Below are 16,691 nucleotides of genomic sequence, written 5' to 3'. Positions count from 1 at the left end.
AAAAATTTAATGTTTAGCCAATTGTTAAATCGTATATTAGGCTCGCAAGAATCAAGTGAGTCCAAGATAGAAGAGTTAAATCAAAAATGGGCTGATTGGTTATTGCCAATCAGTTCAGATTCACCTGCCGGTGAAGATTTAACTTATTATGATTCTTTTCAGGATATAAAAGAAGAGATTACTAAACTCTCTGGAATTGATTATCAACTTATTGTTAATGAAAGTGATATTATTTTAAAACAAAATAGTAAAGATGTTCGAGTCGTTACTTACTATTGTCTTGCACGTTTATTCCAAGATGGAGCTGAAGGCTATGCTGATGGGCTTGAACTTTTAGCTGTTTTACTTAATAAATTTGGCGAAATGCTTTATCCATCTCGTCAAAATATTCGAAAAAACTCGATTGAATGGCTAGCTAATCAAAGATTTATCGATCAACTTACACAATTGCAACCTATAGATGAAAATAGTTTGTCTCGTATTATTGTTGCTTTAGATCAAATCGATCTTTCCTGTAAGACGCTATTTAATGGTGAAAATCAAAATCAATCTAATGATCCTCCTGATTTATCTGCTCTATATCATTTCTTCAATAATTGTCTAAAACAACAGCCGCAAAGTCAGACGTCTGAAAAAGAAGAACCTACTGTATCTGAAGCTACCATAACGCCTCAAGCATCTTCGACTATTGTTGTAAATAATACTATTTCTTCAACACGAGAAGTGCTCGAACAAGCACGTATAATGGCCGAGTTTTTACGTGAAAATCCTGAAGAGGGATTTTTAGCTGCTGGTCGTTTATTAAGAGTTATAAAGTGGGATACCATATCTGAGTTACCTCCAGCTGATCAAAAAGGGTATACGCGATTACCAGCACCACGGAGTGAACTAAAAAATAATATCAACCGATTGATTGCTAAAAAACAATGGTCAGAGCTTCTGGAACAAGCTGAATCAGCTTTTATTGAAGTAGCAAACCATTTCTGGTTAGATCTACAGCGGGCAACTATCATGTCGCTTCAAAAAATGGGGCATCCTTATGATTCTTGGGCAGATATTTTTCTTGCTGATTTAGGTCTGTTTTTAGAACGATTAAATGGATTAGAAGGGCTATGTTTCTCGGATGGTACGCCATTTGCTGATGAAGAAACTTTAATGTGGATTGCTGCCAATGCACGTATACATAATCTGGATGAAGGTGAGAGTATACCATCGGTTTCTGTGTCTGAAGAAAATGATTGGGGTGAAATTGAAACGCAAGCAGTTGCTTTAGCACGTAGTGAAAATATAGAAAAGGCATTTCAATGGTTACAAAGTTTGCCCTCAGTGCATTCACCAAAACAACGATACTTGCTCCAATACACTCAAGCTAAAGTTGCTGAACAGCTTGGAAAACAAAATGTTGCACTAAAATTGTTAATTGGTTTAAATAATCAACAAGATTCTTTAACTCTCATCCACTGGGAACCAGAATTAATATTTGATGTAAAACGGTGTCTTTTGCGTTTGATGAAACAAAAAAATCAATCAAAAGATGGTATAAAAGTAAATTTACCTGAGCAGATAGAGCAATTACAACATGAATTGATGCAACTCGATCCTGCAAAAGCGATAAATTTGCTCTAACTATCTTAATAAAAACTATTTAAATAATATTACTATATAGAGAATAACAATGGATGATCTAATTCTTCGCTATTATGAATCCGAAATGCGTTATTTGCGAGAAGCCGGAAAAGAGTTTGCCAAAATACATCCGGATAGAGCAAGCTTATTAAATCTCGATCGGGTAGGTGACCGTGATCCTTACGTAGAACGATTATTTGAAGGGTTTGCTTTTTTAACCGGACGCTTACGTCAAAAAATTGATGACGATTTACCTGAATTAACTGAAAGTTTAGTTTCACTGCTTTGGCCACACTATTTACGTTTAATTCCTTCATTATCTATTGTTGAACTAACGCCTGACTATTCTATTTTATCTCGGCAAGAAGTTCTTCAAAAAGGGGTGCAAATTAAAACAGAACCGTTAGGGCCTGCTGGAACAAAATGTTTATTCAGAACGACACAAAAAGTTACATTACAGCCGATAGAAATCAATCGAGCAAGACTGGAATTTAGTCACGATGGACGTAGTATGATTTCTATACGTCTTAAATTCACAGAACTGGCTGATTTTGGGCAAATTGATTTGTCTTGTTTACGACTTTACTTAAATGCTGATGGTCCAATAGCATCTACACTCTATTATATGTTAATAAAACAAGTGGCTACCATGCATTTACGTTACTCTACTGATCCTGAGAAAAGAGTTAATTTCAACGGTAAAATAACCCCAGTTGGTTTTTCTGATGAAGATCGTTTATGGTTAAAACCTGATAATGCATTTGCCGGATATCAATTACTACTTGAATATTTTGCATTTCGCGAAAAATTTATGTTTGTTGATTTACAAGGACTTGATATTAAACAAGTGCCTGCGGATTGTTCATATATTGATGTTGAATTAACACTTAATCAAACTTGGCCTAATGATATGCCATTTAACCATGATAATATTCGTTTGCATTGTGTTCCTGTTATCAATTTATTTGACATGGAAGCGGATCCGATTGTTGTCAATCAGTTAGAAAGTGAATATCTTCTTCGTCCTTTATTAAAACAGGATGGTCATATCGAAGTTTACTCAGTTGAACATGTAGAAGGCATAACCCGTGAAGGGCGCTATACCTATGTTCCATTTACCAGCTTCAAACACCGTGGTGGAATGTTACGACACGATGCACCTGAACGGTATTTTCACACTCGTGTACGTAAAAATGCTTCAGGATTGCATGATACCTGGTTAATTTTAGGTGGAAAAATATGGAACAAAAATGAGCAACTTGAAGCTGAAACGTTGTCTTTAAGAGTAACGGGTACTAATGGTATGTTGCCACGTAAAGCATTACGTAATGCACGTATTCGAGAACTGAGTAATTCAAATGGAAATATTTCCAAAGTACAAAATCTTTGTTCCCCGACTATGCCATGTTATCCACCAACAGAAGATCGGTTTTTTTGGCGATTGTTATCGCATTTATCGCCAAATTATTTGTCTTTAATGAATGCTGAGGTTTTACGTGGTACGCTTGCTTTATACGATTGGACTGAAAACGAACTTAATCGTAGACGTTTAGATGGCATTATTGACGTTTCTCATCGAATGATTAAACGTATAGAACAGGGAATGTTACAACGAGGCGTGGAAATTGAAGTAACCTTAGATAGTTATCAGTTTACAGGTGAAGGTGATGTAATTTTATTTGGTGAGTTATTACATCAATTTTTCGCATTGTATGCTGATATAAACTTATTTACTCAACTAGTTATTGTTATTTTACCAACAGGAAAAAGAGTTGTATGGAATCCGAGCAAAGCATCGAAAGCAGTCCTTTAATGCAGAAGTTGGAAAAAGAACTGCCAAAAATCAATTTTTTCCGTTTTTGCCAGTTACTTGAACAACTTTATGCACAAGAGCCAATTTTAGGTCGGAATGAGTCACCTGCTGATGACCCGATACGATTTGCTCCGTCAGTCGATATGTCGTTTCCTGCAAGCGAATTAAAATACATTGAAAAACTGCCTTACCTTAATCGTCCAGCTACGGTAAGAACACGATTTTTAGGATTATATGGTGTTGATGGAGCGTTACCGCCAGCTTTGACAGATAAAATTATGCGGCGTGAAGAAAACTATCATGCGATGACCGATTTTTTAGACATGTTTAATCATCGAATTATTACGCTGTTTTATAGAATATGGTTAAAATATCATTATCCAGCGAGTTTCTTGAGCGGTGGACGCGATGAAGTATCTCAATGTTTATTTGGTCTGATTGGCTTAGGAATCAAAGGGGCAAGTGAACAAATTGATACGCCGTTATCACGATTTTTTGCTTTATTAGGATTAATGTCTCAAAAAACAAGAACTGTAGAAGGAATTGTAGGATTAATTCGTATAATGGTCAATGATGCCAAAGTAAATGTTCAAGAATTTTATCCTGTATGGCAAAATATTGATAATCGAGCACAACTTGGTGGTAGTGGTCAACAACGAATAGGCTTAAATGGCGATGGGCCTTTAGGATCGCGTTTTAAAGAATGTAATCAAACTATTCTTATTGCAATCACACCACAATATGAATCGCAAATTAATGAGTTATTGCCCGACGGTCAGTTATTTCAAGATATTATGGCCTTATTACGGGTTTATTTAGGTTTCAAGGTTGATGCTAAAATTATGCTGAATATTAAACGAAGTTTTTTACCTAGTTGTCAGCTTAAATCTGGCAATTGTCGATTGGGATTAACAGCGTCGTTTGCTAAAAATAATAGTGACAATAATACTCTCCAAGAAACCGTTGCCATAAATTTAGGACATTATTCAGGAATAGATTATCAAAACCATAAAAAGTGAGGATGAAAATGAGAATAATCAAAAAACTAATTGTTATTTTATCAATTTCCTGGTTAACAGGATGTGGTATCGCTCAAAGTGTATCTGATACCGCGACAGGATTAGGACAATCTGTATTCAATTGGTCGATAAAAACACTTTATTTAGATATTAAAGCAAGATCTGAATTAAATTTAGATGATGAAGGTCGTTCATCACCAGTTGTTCTAAGAGTTTATCAGTTAACTAATGCCGAGAAATTTAACTCTGCTAGCTATACAGAATTGGTTGATCAAGATAGTGATGTTTTAAAAGATACCTTGATTGAGACTAAAGAAATCATATTAAGACCAGACACATCAATTTCTATAGATGCACCTTTAGATAAAAAAGCGACTGCGGTTGGTGTTATTGGACTGTTTAAAGAGCCTAATCTGAAAAATGGTAGTTGGAAAATAACTTTAGCACGAAAAGATCTTAATATTTCGAAACCTCGAGAAGTTGTAGCAAGTAAATACTCTTTAAAAATGCAGGACGAAAAATAAAAATGAGTGCATCTTTATATGAGACAATATACGGCTATTTTGAATCGGGTATACCAATTGAGGAAGTTGCTGAAAATGAGCAAACGATCATTAGTGTAATGGACAATATTGAGCGAATTTTGAATAGTCGAGCTGGAGCGGTTAATCATTTGTCTGATTTCGGTTTACCTGATATGTCAACCGTATTTCGAACTTTACCCTCTTCAGCGTATATTCTAATGAGAGCAATTGAGAAAACATTACTTACTTATGAACCTAGACTTTCATCGATTAACATCAAAATTGATGAGAAAATTAATGATTCAATGGTATTTGGTTATGAATTAACTTGTTATTTAAAAGAAGGCGGATTAGTTAAATATGGTACCTATTTTATGCCTAATGGGAAAGCTCGCTTAAAATATGCAAGAAAATCTTCTAATCGTTACTAATCTATTTAATGTTATATTAAATAATTAATGGATTAATTATCTGCAATTCTATACTTGTTATTAAGAAGTGTATAAAGATAAAAATGAAATTAAAAAAAAGCAAAATCAGGAGATTCTCACCGAAATTAGATAAGCATTGAGAGTGAATTTAAGTTTAGATTATTTATTATTCTTAAAATAAAGTCTCAGCTTGTCCAAACAAGTAAATGAGAGCTTCAATGTATAACGAAAAACTGATTAAGTACACATTTGAGTCGTTTTTTTGAAATTTTGCGAAAAATTAAACTAGGATAATGATATAAAAAACTTGTCAGTGAAAGGATTTATTTTCGAAGCTCTTCCAGTAATAATCTGCTAATATTATTGACTTAAAAGGTAAAAATCACATTACCTTAGGAAATGTGATTTTATAATGCCGTTTAAATTATATTCATCTTTTTAGACATTAGAATGAGTAACGATACCCACCATTTGCTTGTATTAAGTCAAAACGATTACCGGTTGAACTTTCTAAATCAAGATAAAAATTATGTGTTTTATTGATTTGTGTATTTATACCTAGGCCATTGTTCCACCAATTACCTTTGAATGAATGACTTTCTTTATTATTATTAAGTTTGTAGAAAGTATCACCACTAAACTCTCGTACAAATCCCGTTTTAGCATAGATATTTATTGCGCTATTTTCAGAATTGATTTGATAACCAACTAATGCAGAGGTGCGACCTAGTAATGAATTATAATCACCTAGATTGACTTTGAGTCCATTTGTGGCATTAAAAGTGGTACCATTTTGACGACTATAAGATAGTTGTAATTGAGGTTCAAAGTAATAATTATTGAAATTTAATTTTTTACCCGTTTCAAGAGATAAACTTAACCCATTAGTATGACTATTTCCGTGAACACGGTCATTAGCAGTATCTTTTACTTTAAATTGATTTTTGACTCGTGCATATTTAGCAACACTGTCAATATACCAGCCACTATTGTTTAAATAAGTAGCATATAAACCAGTATTGAACGATTTTAAAGAACCGTCACCCTTGTTATAATCCGGATTTCCATAAGTTTGTCCTACAAACGCACCAATAACAAAAGGTGAACTTTCTGATAATTGTTTATCAATACCAAATTGAAAGCCATGATAGTTCATATCAAATTTACTGAGTTTTTTACCTGAAAATGAGTCTAGTTTACCTGTAAAACCACGTAACCAAACATCACCAACATTACCACTATTACGCATATCACCTAAACGTTTCAATAAAGTCTGATTTTCAATGTAGCTCATTAGATAATTACTATTAAAAAAGCCTACACTTGCATTAGCCGTCGTACTAATGTTAGATTTAGGTGAACTTGTTAATACCCAATTATTTCCCTGCTGATTTAAATCTTTAAAAATATAACCTCCTAATTCAATCGGTTTTTCGAGAGTGAATTTTGCTGTATTCTTGGCATTGTCTTTCATTTCAATTAAAGTTATTTTCTCATTTCCTGCGGTTTGGGTTGAACCATCATTATTGATATTTAACTTATGATTTCCTTCAGCAGATTTTAAAATGATGATTTTATCGTTTTGTTGCGCTGCTGTTATTGAGCTCAATCTATCTAACCGAACCAAATTATTCATACGTAGTACAAAATTATGATTACCGGATAAATTATCAATCATTAGGTTACCATAGGAATTGTTGCTAAGATCATTGGTAAACTTTATATTTCCAGAACCAGATAAAGTGTTTACATAAGATTGTGCTTGTGTAATTTCCCAAGACGCATTGTCAGCCAAATTGATTGCTATATGACTGTCATCTTGTCTAGATGATTTAACTGTACCTAGGAGTTTTGAACCAGAACTTAAATCTAAGTTAACTTGACCATTACCTTGTGCAAAAATGTCTCCATTGATTAAAGACTTTCCACTGATGTTTAATTTTGCTTTTTGATCAACATTGATATTACCTGTAATGTTAGAATCACCTTTAATATCAATAGTTCCAGAATTGGAATTTAAAATATTACCTGTAATGTTAGAATTACCTTTAATATCAATAGTTCCAGAATAAGAATTAAAAATATTACCTGTAACGTTAGAATCCCCTCTAATGTTAATAATTCCAGATTCAGAATTAATAATATTGCCTCTAATTGTTGAATCTTTTTCCATAGTTAAGTTAGCGTGTTTAGCGACGGAAATATCACCCTCGATGCTGATTTTATCTCGAATATTTAATTCACCAGAATCATTAATAAGGATGTTACCTTTAAAGTTCGTTTCCTTTTGAATATTTATCTTGCCTAATTCACTAATCATAATATTCCCGTTTATGTTTGAATTGCTATTTAAATCAATTTGACCTGAATTAGACGCAGTAATATCCCCATTAATGCTGAAATAATCAAACGTTTTTATAATGCCAAAATCATCTGAGATGAGTTCTCCTTTTATTTTTGATGAACCATGTAATTCGATGACTCCAGATTCAGATGCGTAAACCTCACCGGTAATATCTGAAGATTCATGTAATTTTATCGCTCCAGAATCGAATGCCAGAATACTACCTATGATGTCCGTATGTTTTTTTGTCTCGAAAAGGCCTTTTGAGTGACTACCTATCACGCCTTTTATAGTGGATGAACCATTTAGAAGTAGCTTACCTTCTTGACTGACCTGAATTGCTATAGAGGGGCCAAATATATTTTCTGTGGTTGATAATGTTGTTGTTCCGTTAACGGTTACAGTATCGCCACCAAAAATGCCAATTGCCTGATTGCGGGTATCATCAAAATCCATATTGATCGTGAGATTACCATTGAATTGCGTGGTTGCAGAATTTCCTTGATTACCAATATTTGATAATAATCCAATATTTTGAATTAATGAGGGATTTTTTTCTTTTTTTGAATTAATCGTCACATCTTTATTAAATGTGGTTTCACTATTTCTTTCTATATTTATTCCATTTTCATCAAAATTAATGTTTACCTCATTATCATATGTTTTATTTCCTTCTAAATTTAATGCTGTACCAGGTAACGGTACAATCAAACTTAATCCTAATATTATTTTAGTTTTCATTGTTATCTCCTTGTAAAAAAATCGTAAATATTTTATCAAATAGATCGTTTGATCACAAAAAATACAATCAATAACATTAAACAATTTATCTTTACAATGTAAAATTTCTGTTTTATATTTGAACTGTTTCTTAAAATATAGAAATATAATTAATGAGTTATCTAATAATTCTCCTAAATTTATTTTTCAAAAAACTGGCGTTTATTGAGAAACGACGTGAATTCATGATTATTGGAGTAGGGAATGTGGGTTCCACTGTGGCTTATACCTGAGTTAATCGTGGTATTTGTGAAGAAGTTTTAATGGTTGATGTAAATAAAGATCGGGTTTATGGGCATGCTCAGGATTTATTAGAGATGGCTGCTTATCGGCTAAATTGACTAATAGTAACAAAGAACTCGAACTATTACTTCGAAAACACATGACTTTTAATTCAAAAAGTTTTTCGGATTAATTAGTTAAGGAAATAAAAATGACAATAAAGAAAATATCCAATTTTGTTTTTCCCACAGGTAGCAAAACACTTAGTCAAGATGCTTACTATAAAGCTTTATCCGAAGCAGGCAGTGGCTTTTATCCATTTGGTGAAAATAGTTTATGGCATGGTGGTATTCATATCGATAAAAACGTATTAAATAAAATCGGTAATGATGATTTACTGCGGTGTATGGCAAATGGTGAAGTTATTGCATATCGTGTAAATGATGTTTATCCCAAAATTATCTATGAGGACAATAACGAGGTAGAAGCACCAGTTGAAGAATTTCAAAAAGTTGCCTATTTTTCAACAGGATTTACCTTAGTTCGCCACTATTTAAAAATGCCAGAGATTAGTGCTTCAACCGAAACCCCACCAGCGATAACCATTTACAGTTTATACATGCATCAGCTTGATTGGTATGGTTATGAGCAAAAGAAAAAGAAAACTGTCGATGATAAAATTAAGTATCCGCATTACTGGCAAGTTCAGTCAGGCAAAGTCAATGAAGAAAAAGCAGGAGCTATTTATGGTAGTGTGATCCGAGAAAACGGTAAGGATTCGAAGGTCGTTGGATTATTACTGAAAGGTAGTAAAGTGCGTTTAGGTGAACAAAAAAAAGGGAAGTCTGGATGGTATAAAATCACGTCAATAACACAGGGTATATTGGTTACGAAAAATGAATATAAAAATGAATTAGGATCGACTTCAGGGTATGTATGGAAAGGGGATATAGGAACGAGCGATACAGACCGGCCAACTGGCAATAAAGCGGAAGCTGATAAAGATTATGAAATTTGTCTGGAAGATAATTACAAGGTCGATGCTCCTGAAAAAGAAGTGAAAGGGATTGCCGTTTATGAAGCTGCCAATGATACACAAAAATTGACTTATTTGCCAATTACAGCGACATTCGAATTTGACGGTCAAGAAAATGGCTATGCTAAAATTCGGAAAATTGAGGGGTGTCCGATTCCACCTGCCTTAGTCGCTGAAAATGGAGGTGCGGACGCACCTCATAAAGGCTATGTTAAGATAGAATCACTGACTTCAACAGTGCTAAAACCTGAAAAGTTTAATGAAGTTATTGTATTAAAACAGCCCATTGCAATAAAAAAAGGCGATTTTATTGGTTATCTTGGACATAATGTAAGCCAAAGCCAGAGTTTTGATGAACCTAAAGTTGCCGCATTAGCAACAATGAAACGCCCGTCAGATGAAAAATTACTAAAATTAGCGCATATTGAATTATTCACCTGTGATGATTTGCCGGCTTTTATCGAAAAAACTAAAGCGTTAGCGAACAATTTACCAGAATATGAAAAAACGATTATTTTAGTCGAAAAAGATGCCCAATTAATTCAAGCTACCCAACCCACCGGTTTTTTACATAAAGGATTGGGAGTAGAATTTATTAGTCTTACCAATAGTTATTACGTAAAAATCAAACCAGTATATACGTTAAATTTATCAATTACCCCCTCTCTGGACACTAAAACTGGAGAGATTATAAAAGGTGATGGTAAAAAGTACTATTTAACGCAGGAAGATAAAAAGAATCTGTTAGAAAGTTACAAACAAAAATATCCCCAATTAATCAAAAGCGATATTCCTGATGAAGTGGAAATTGTCAACGATATTATTGCATCGAGTACAGTCCTTAATAAAGATATGAAGACATCTATTACAATACGTTTTAGTCCTGAAAACGTGTATTACTGGATAGCATCAAAAGATGTTTTTCACCTTAAAGGTCTAGATGGGCAATTAAATAGCACAATAAATTATTGGAATGATTTTCCATTATCCTTGGATGGGTTACCCGAACCAAAACAATATAACACGGTTTATTTTGAGCGAACAATCTCGCTTAACTCCCAATCGGATGAAAGTTTTATTGCGGTAAATGATGACGACCCGGATACAATTTGGCGATATATTCAGGCAGGGAACAAAGAAGGCATACCGATACAAGGATGGGTGAATACGAAAAATGGTGTACAAGAACATATAAAACTTGTTACCCCATGGCATTGGTCAGGATTCAACACCGTAGAAGAAAAATCTAAGGTTGGTCAATTATCGGCTAAAATTGTCAAGAATAAAATGGCTAAACTTGATTTTGAAGATTACAGCCCGGCAATGAAAGAGTTACATCAAATCTTAGTGGGTACATTGCGTTATTCAACCCAGCGTAAAAAAACACCGCCATCTTTTACAGAAGATTATTTAAAAGAAGGTTTACGCAGAAGCTGGACAGCAGAGCGTATAGGGCATCTGTTAGTTAAATATGAAAGTGAATGGTATGCGGATGAAGCGCTAACAAAGTGGAATGAGATAGATGAGCTGTTTGAAGAAGAAAAAGATGAAAAGAAAGAATTTATGTCTAAACTGTTAGATGGCTTGGGTATAGATAAAGAATATCTAAGAAAATTTGCATTCGATAAAGTAGACGAAGAGCTTGAATATATTAAAAGAGTCTGGCAAATTGAAAAAAAGAAACGAATAAAACCCTCGTTATGGTGGAAAGACGTAGCCGACAAACAAGCCTCACAATCAACCAATACTAACAATGATGCACCGACACTAACTAATCTATCAAAAGACGGCAAAGCCTGGTTTATTCACCCTGTGGCAATGGTGGATTATTTTTCTGGAGCGGGAATTGTGACATATCATATCTATCAAGATGGAAAAATCGAAAAGCATATACCTGAAAACATACTCCCTGGTTTTGAGCGAAAATATAAATATGTCTATCATGATAAAGATAATAACAAGCATGAAGTATGTATAGTCGATTGGCATACAACGAAAAAGAAAAAAAATGGTGTGAGAATGTTAACTGCACCAAATCGAAAAGATAAAGATATTCTTGAGTATAAAGAGAACGTTAATGAAGGAAACACCCAGAAAAGAGTTAAATATAAGAATGGCGATATTGCTGAGTATGGGTGGCATTCTCAAAAAGAAGGTAATATGTGGCGAAAGTATGTAGCGTTAGATGAAGAAATTGAAATAGTTCGAATGCCTGATGAGATTAATTATGTGAAAGATAACATTATAATTAAATATCAATTCAGTAATACTAAAAGGCGATATACAGGACCAGCTCCTTTAGCTGGATTTATAGGCGCTCTAGCTGAGGTCGGTTTTGAATTGATAACGACAGGAAGTTGCTTTTACGAAGCTTCTTGCTTTCCAAGTTCTGAACATGTTAATGGAACTAGTGTGGATACGACTTATATTCAAAATGTAGATAAAGATCAGAAAATTATAGATGCTATGGCTAAATTTCATTTTATAAAAAGATTGATAGGTATAAATCAATATTGTAAGAAATTATCTAATGCAGAACATCATAATGAACTTCATGATTCTCATTTACATTCCGGTGATTTTGATGAAACACAAGTGAAGATAATAACTATTTGATTATAAGAATAGAAACTATTATATAAGGATACAATTTATGAGATTTAATTTAACTATAATTTTCTTTTTTACTTGTCTTATTTTAAATTCGGTGGATGCTAAAACAAAGGATAATGATATCTATTCTAAACAGCTAAGTAAAGTATTAGAAAAATATCAGGGAGATGAGCATATATCAATTAAAAAATTTGCAAAAAAAATAGATGATTCTTGTAAGATTAAACACTCTTTTAGTGCGACAGAAAAAGAAATAAATGAACGCAGAGAGAGATGCGTATTATCGAAGATGACATATGATTTTGATGAAATGATTAGTCAAATGAAATTAAGAGAAAAAGTGTATTTGCATTCAATAAATGGAATTAATATTTATTTTGAAAAGATGAAAGAAATTGATCCTAAAAGCTTAGACAGTGTAACTATTGAAGAAATAAAGCTTTTTACAAAAATCAATGATGAAATACAAGACAATCTTACTATTTATTATAAAAAAAATGACTATGATGGTTTTTATGTAGAGTACCAAAAATATTATATAGATAATTTTATATACGTTTTAAATTATGGTGCTGATGAATATGGACCATTAGTTAATTTTTGGAAAAAATATTCAATAAATAATAATGGAAAATTTAAATTAGAGGATTCATTTGAGTGTCATTTTGATAATAAACTGGGTAAAAATATATGCAACTAATTTACAACAAAACTTTTGGTTTTAGCTTTATTGTTAATAACTTAATCAAAGGAAAAATTTATACCGTATATTCCTCACTATAAAAAATTAATCACTCTTGGCGGAAAAAATGGTACTAATTTACACAATAATCATATGCACTTTGATAAATTTCAATACGAAATAGCTGAGGTCTATTTATAATGCAGATAAAATCTTTATTTTATGGTTTATTATTTATACCTATTTTAGCTTGTTCACATTCATTAAACGCTTTAACTCATACTAATTTATTACCTGTGGGAAAACCTCAAATTATTAATAAGAAGCTGGTTAAGGATATTAACGATAATTGTTGGATTGAAGATTATTTTTCTGATAAAGCTAGGGAAGATTATCATAAAAGATGCAAATTATCGACCTTTCCTTCAACTCAGAATGTTAGGAATATATTTGAAGAACTACAAAAAAATAAAATTGTCTATTTATATCAATCCAATCAATTTAATATTTATTTAAAAAAAACGACCGATACAGATATTTGTCTAATTGAAGAAAAACAGCTTGAAGGTGAATGTGCAATTTCACCCACCAAGTTTATTATTACGATGTTTATCGAATCATCGAGCAAAATAATAAATCAACTTATTGTTTATTCTAATGAAGATCATGGGGGTGATATGATTCAAGTGACATTAGATTTTTTCATCGATAAACAATTAAATGTTTGGCTACTTGAACATATTTTAGATGAAGAAGGTGCGTCTGCGACTTTGTGGCAGCATTACAAAATTAATAACAAAGGAAAGTTTAATTTGCTGGATGAAATAAAATGTCAGTTCGAAAATGGCGGTCTTAAATTGGTTTGTAAAAATAAAAACTTTAAAAATAAATAGTCTGCTTGCTTTAATTGAGTAAAGTGCTATATCAATTTAGGAATATAAATCTCTTATTTGTACAGCCAATTATAAGCCAATCTCATATAAATGGGGTTGCAGGAGACCTAAGGTATATATCAGAAAAAAGAAATGGTGAGCTAACATGGCTATCTTATTCAACTTTTGATTTTGATGAGCAAGAAAAATTTAATACTGCATTATATAAATTTGGTTGGGCTAGAACGTCGTTAATGTATTCGGAATATTTTACATATAAGAAACAATCAAATACTTTACTTAAATATACAAAGCATATGAAGAAAGCTCCGCCAAATGGATATGATCATTACCACCATTTACATATATGCGGTTTTGATTTTAACTTAATTATAAATGTACAGGATTAAAAATGATCAGATTTCCATTTTTCTATATATGCATTTTATTAGTCTCGTTCTTTTCTTTTGCAGAAGATAAAAATCTTAATAATATCCTTTATGAATTTAAAGGATATTCAAAAAAAACATCTTCCTATCATTCTTTGAAAGACTTTTTTGCGGATAATAATCAAATATATGATGAAAAAAATCCATTGAATGCGCTTTATGATCCCAATACACCTTTATTAAGCATGGTTGAGCATAGAAAACCTTACACAGGTGAAGCTATATTATTTAAAAAGCTTCCGCTTGATAACAAGCTAAATGTGTTCCTTTTTGCTTATTGGGATCGTAATGATCAAGATTCATATTATAACCTTCCAACTCTTGAATTACAGATTTTTGATAAGAGTAATCAACTGATTAGCAAAATGATTGTTGTGGATGGTGCACAAGCAGAGTGTTCAATCAATAAAAGAACACGTATTTATAAAAATAAGAAATTTGAAATACTAGAATCAGAATATTGCATTGATATAGAAACAGACAAGCTTATGACTGAACAACATAAGGTAAGTTATTATTTAATTGATAATATGGGTAATATTAATTTTGAATAACGATTATGACAAAGTTTAAATTAGACTAATCAAAGGCATTTTCTTTATCACCTTTATTCTTCTATATTAAATAATATTCTAATAAAAAATACAATATTAATTAAGATATTGTATTAAGCATGAATAACATTGAGGAAATTTAATAATGAAATTTATTCAAAGATTTATCATAATCTGTCTATTATCATTATTTAATGTAAAAATTGCATTGTCAGAAAATTTTAAGAGTGATTTACGTTACTATCATAAAATTAAATTACCCTATTCTTCCAATCAGTTAAAAAAATATTACTATTGGGGAGAATATGGCTTATATCTTTCCCCTAATATGCCATTTCCATTAAGATTTACCAATAAAGAATTTTCATTTAAGCCAAAATTATTTGAATATCTTACTAAAACAACTTTTTATTTTCCTCATTGCTATTTTTATTTTAAGGACATTTTATATAAAGGCATTATTCAAATGGCTATAGGTGAAAATGATGAAAAAGTTTTTACTTTTCAATTATATAGTTATGATAATAACGGAAATTTGATTGATGCAATACTTTTGTACAAAATTAAAAATGGCGAAATATCCTATTGGAATGATTTTGTAATAAAGCCTGATGGCAAAATATTAATAAAACAACATCAACAACAAAATCTATTTGAGCTAGATGAAAATCCAAAAGATAAAAAAATTTATACCAACGAAAAGAAATATCAAATGAGTTCTTCAGGCTTTTTTAACACAATAAAGGATTAAGTAATGAAAAATTTATTGTTTATCAAAATAGTTTTATTTTTTATCAGTTTTTGCTGTTATGGAGAGGAAATTAATGTTATTGAGAACTATAAAGGTAAATCTTTTCTTAACGCGATAGATATCTCTAAATTAGCAAAAGATTGCAAAAAAACCGATAATTTTTGGCATATTACAAATACTGAACGAGAAGAAATACTTGAGCATTGTCCAATTAATCAAATGGCTTCATATTTTGATAATTTATATGACGTTATTAGAAATAATATTGTTATATATGATGTTGATGATTTAAAGCTTACTATTAATAAAAAAATCTATAATAAAACCGTTAATAATAAAATATATCCAGTTAAAGAACTCAACTTATCTCTTATTCATGAAGGAAATCTTGAAGATAAAATTATATTGGCAAATAGTTCTTATGATGTTGAAGGTTATTATTGGTTAAGTAATCAATACTATTATATATCACCAAATATGGATATTTATGTATTATTGGTAAAAGATGTCGAAACCAGTGTAAAACCAATATTTTGGAAACATTACCAAATAGATAAAAAAAGCTTACAGTTTCAGCTTAAAACATTATTAATTGACGAAGGTTATAAATATCAAATTATTTATCCTGATCAATTTAAAATTCTCGAAGGTTCGCTTGAAACTTCAAAATATCAAATTAATAAACTAAAAACTTGTTATCAAGAAGAATACTCAACTAGTTGTAGTATAGAATCTTATCGTTACTATCATAATATTTTATTTCAAAAATTAAATTTTCTTAAAACTAATAATCCTCATACTAACGAGTTTATGGAAATAATAGATAAAGAAATCAATATGGTGTGTTTAACTTCACAGCCTCCGAATTATCAGGATGAAACGCAGAATTTTACCTATAAGATTACCAAATGCTTAACAGAACAACTACATCAAAAAATAGAGGACATAGATCAAAAATTAAGGGATATAAAATAA

The 16,691-nt window shown here is 31.5% G+C and carries 12 protein-coding genes; 11 read left to right on the top strand and 1 reads right to left on the bottom strand.

Annotated elements, in window-relative coordinates:
* Positions 1-9: 9 nt before the first annotated feature.
* From tssA to tssE, 5 genes are read left to right on the top strand one after another with little or no spacing between them, the layout of a single operon-like run.
* The gene (gene tssA, locus GYM75_RS07785; protein WP_220215412.1) at positions 10-1,626 is read left to right on the top strand and encodes a type VI secretion system protein TssA; all 1,617 of its coding nucleotides are present in this window, start codon (positions 10-12) and stop codon (positions 1,624-1,626) included.
* 49 nt (positions 1,627-1,675) lie between these two features.
* Positions 1,676-3,439 (top strand): type VI secretion system baseplate subunit TssF, encoded by a 1,764-nt coding sequence (tssF, locus tag GYM75_RS07780; protein WP_220215411.1) that lies wholly within the window; start codon positions 1,676-1,678, stop codon positions 3,437-3,439.
* On the top strand, positions 3,403-4,458 hold the full coding sequence (tssG, locus tag GYM75_RS07775) for a type VI secretion system baseplate subunit TssG (protein WP_220215410.1): 1,056 nt from the start codon (positions 3,403-3,405) through the stop codon (positions 4,456-4,458). The genes tssF and tssG overlap by 37 nt, the downstream gene beginning before the upstream one ends.
* Before the next feature lie 8 nt (positions 4,459-4,466).
* Positions 4,467-4,982, top strand: coding sequence for a type VI secretion system lipoprotein TssJ (tssJ, locus tag GYM75_RS07770; protein ID WP_220215409.1), 516 nt, complete (start codon positions 4,467-4,469; stop codon positions 4,980-4,982).
* 2 nt (positions 4,983-4,984) lie between these two features.
* Positions 4,985-5,413 carry a type VI secretion system baseplate subunit TssE gene (tssE, locus tag GYM75_RS07765; RefSeq protein WP_220215408.1) on the top strand — a complete coding sequence of 143 codons (429 nt, stop codon included), beginning with the start codon at positions 4,985-4,987 and terminating at the stop codon, positions 5,411-5,413.
* Between the two features lie 445 nt (positions 5,414-5,858).
* Here the strand turns inward: tssE and GYM75_RS07760 are convergent, their stop codons facing one another.
* The gene (locus GYM75_RS07760; protein WP_220215407.1) at positions 5,859-8,498 is read right to left on the bottom strand and encodes an autotransporter outer membrane beta-barrel domain-containing protein; all 2,640 of its coding nucleotides are present in this window, start codon (positions 8,496-8,498) and stop codon (positions 5,859-5,861) included.
* Between the two features lie 472 nt (positions 8,499-8,970).
* On the opposite strand from GYM75_RS07760, the gene GYM75_RS07755 reads away from it, so the two are divergent.
* The 6 genes from GYM75_RS07755 (at position 8,971) to GYM75_RS07730 (ending at position 16,691) form a co-directional block, all read left to right on the top strand.
* Positions 8,971-12,411 carry a hypothetical protein gene (locus GYM75_RS07755; RefSeq protein WP_220215406.1) on the top strand — a complete coding sequence of 1,147 codons (3,441 nt, stop codon included), beginning with the start codon at positions 8,971-8,973 and terminating at the stop codon, positions 12,409-12,411.
* A gap of 37 nt (positions 12,412-12,448) precedes the next feature.
* Positions 12,449-13,108 carry a hypothetical protein gene (locus GYM75_RS07750; protein ID WP_220215405.1) on the top strand — a complete coding sequence of 220 codons (660 nt, stop codon included), beginning with the start codon at positions 12,449-12,451 and terminating at the stop codon, positions 13,106-13,108.
* A 182-nt stretch (positions 13,109-13,290) separates the two neighbouring features.
* Positions 13,291-13,983: a hypothetical protein gene (locus tag GYM75_RS07745; RefSeq protein WP_220215404.1), complete on the top strand. Its 693-nt coding sequence runs from the start codon at positions 13,291-13,293 to the stop codon at positions 13,981-13,983.
* A gap of 391 nt (positions 13,984-14,374) precedes the next feature.
* A complete protein-coding gene (locus GYM75_RS07740) occupies positions 14,375-14,965 on the top strand; it encodes a hypothetical protein (RefSeq protein ID WP_220215403.1) in 591 nt (196 codons plus the stop codon).
* Between the two features lie 145 nt (positions 14,966-15,110).
* A complete protein-coding gene (locus GYM75_RS07735; RefSeq protein WP_220215402.1) occupies positions 15,111-15,716 on the top strand; it encodes a hypothetical protein in 606 nt (201 codons plus the stop codon).
* Positions 15,717-15,719: 3 nt separating this feature from the next.
* Positions 15,720-16,691: a hypothetical protein gene (locus tag GYM75_RS07730; protein WP_220215401.1), complete on the top strand. Its 972-nt coding sequence runs from the start codon at positions 15,720-15,722 to the stop codon at positions 16,689-16,691.

The sequence above is a fragment of the Gilliamella sp. ESL0441 genome, assembly GCF_019469185.1.
Taxonomy (GTDB): domain Bacteria; phylum Pseudomonadota; class Gammaproteobacteria; order Enterobacterales; family Orbaceae; genus Gilliamella.
This window is presented reverse-complemented; position numbering and strand designations above follow the sequence as displayed.

Bases quoted from the DNA above. Each gene is read 5' to 3' on its own strand.
- tssA (WP_220215412.1), top strand. From the start codon at position 10: ATGTTTAGCCAATTGTTAAATCGTATATTAGGCTCGCAAGAATCAAGT.
- tssF (WP_220215411.1), top strand. From the start codon at position 1,676: ATGGATGATCTAATTCTTCGCTATTATGAATCCGAAATGCGTTATTTG.
- tssG (WP_220215410.1), top strand. From the start codon at position 3,403: ATGGAATCCGAGCAAAGCATCGAAAGCAGTCCTTTAATGCAGAAGTTG.
- tssJ (WP_220215409.1), top strand. From the start codon at position 4,467: ATGAGAATAATCAAAAAACTAATTGTTATTTTATCAATTTCCTGGTTA.
- tssE (WP_220215408.1), top strand. From the start codon at position 4,985: ATGAGTGCATCTTTATATGAGACAATATACGGCTATTTTGAATCGGGT.
- GYM75_RS07760 (WP_220215407.1), bottom strand. From the start codon at position 8,498: ATGAAAACTAAAATAATATTAGGATTAAGTTTGATTGTACCGTTACCT.
- GYM75_RS07755 (WP_220215406.1), top strand. From the start codon at position 8,971: ATGACAATAAAGAAAATATCCAATTTTGTTTTTCCCACAGGTAGCAAA.
- GYM75_RS07750 (WP_220215405.1), top strand. From the start codon at position 12,449: ATGAGATTTAATTTAACTATAATTTTCTTTTTTACTTGTCTTATTTTA.
- GYM75_RS07745 (WP_220215404.1), top strand. From the start codon at position 13,291: ATGCAGATAAAATCTTTATTTTATGGTTTATTATTTATACCTATTTTA.
- GYM75_RS07740 (WP_220215403.1), top strand. From the start codon at position 14,375: ATGATCAGATTTCCATTTTTCTATATATGCATTTTATTAGTCTCGTTC.
- GYM75_RS07735 (WP_220215402.1), top strand. From the start codon at position 15,111: ATGAAATTTATTCAAAGATTTATCATAATCTGTCTATTATCATTATTT.
- GYM75_RS07730 (WP_220215401.1), top strand. From the start codon at position 15,720: ATGAAAAATTTATTGTTTATCAAAATAGTTTTATTTTTTATCAGTTTT.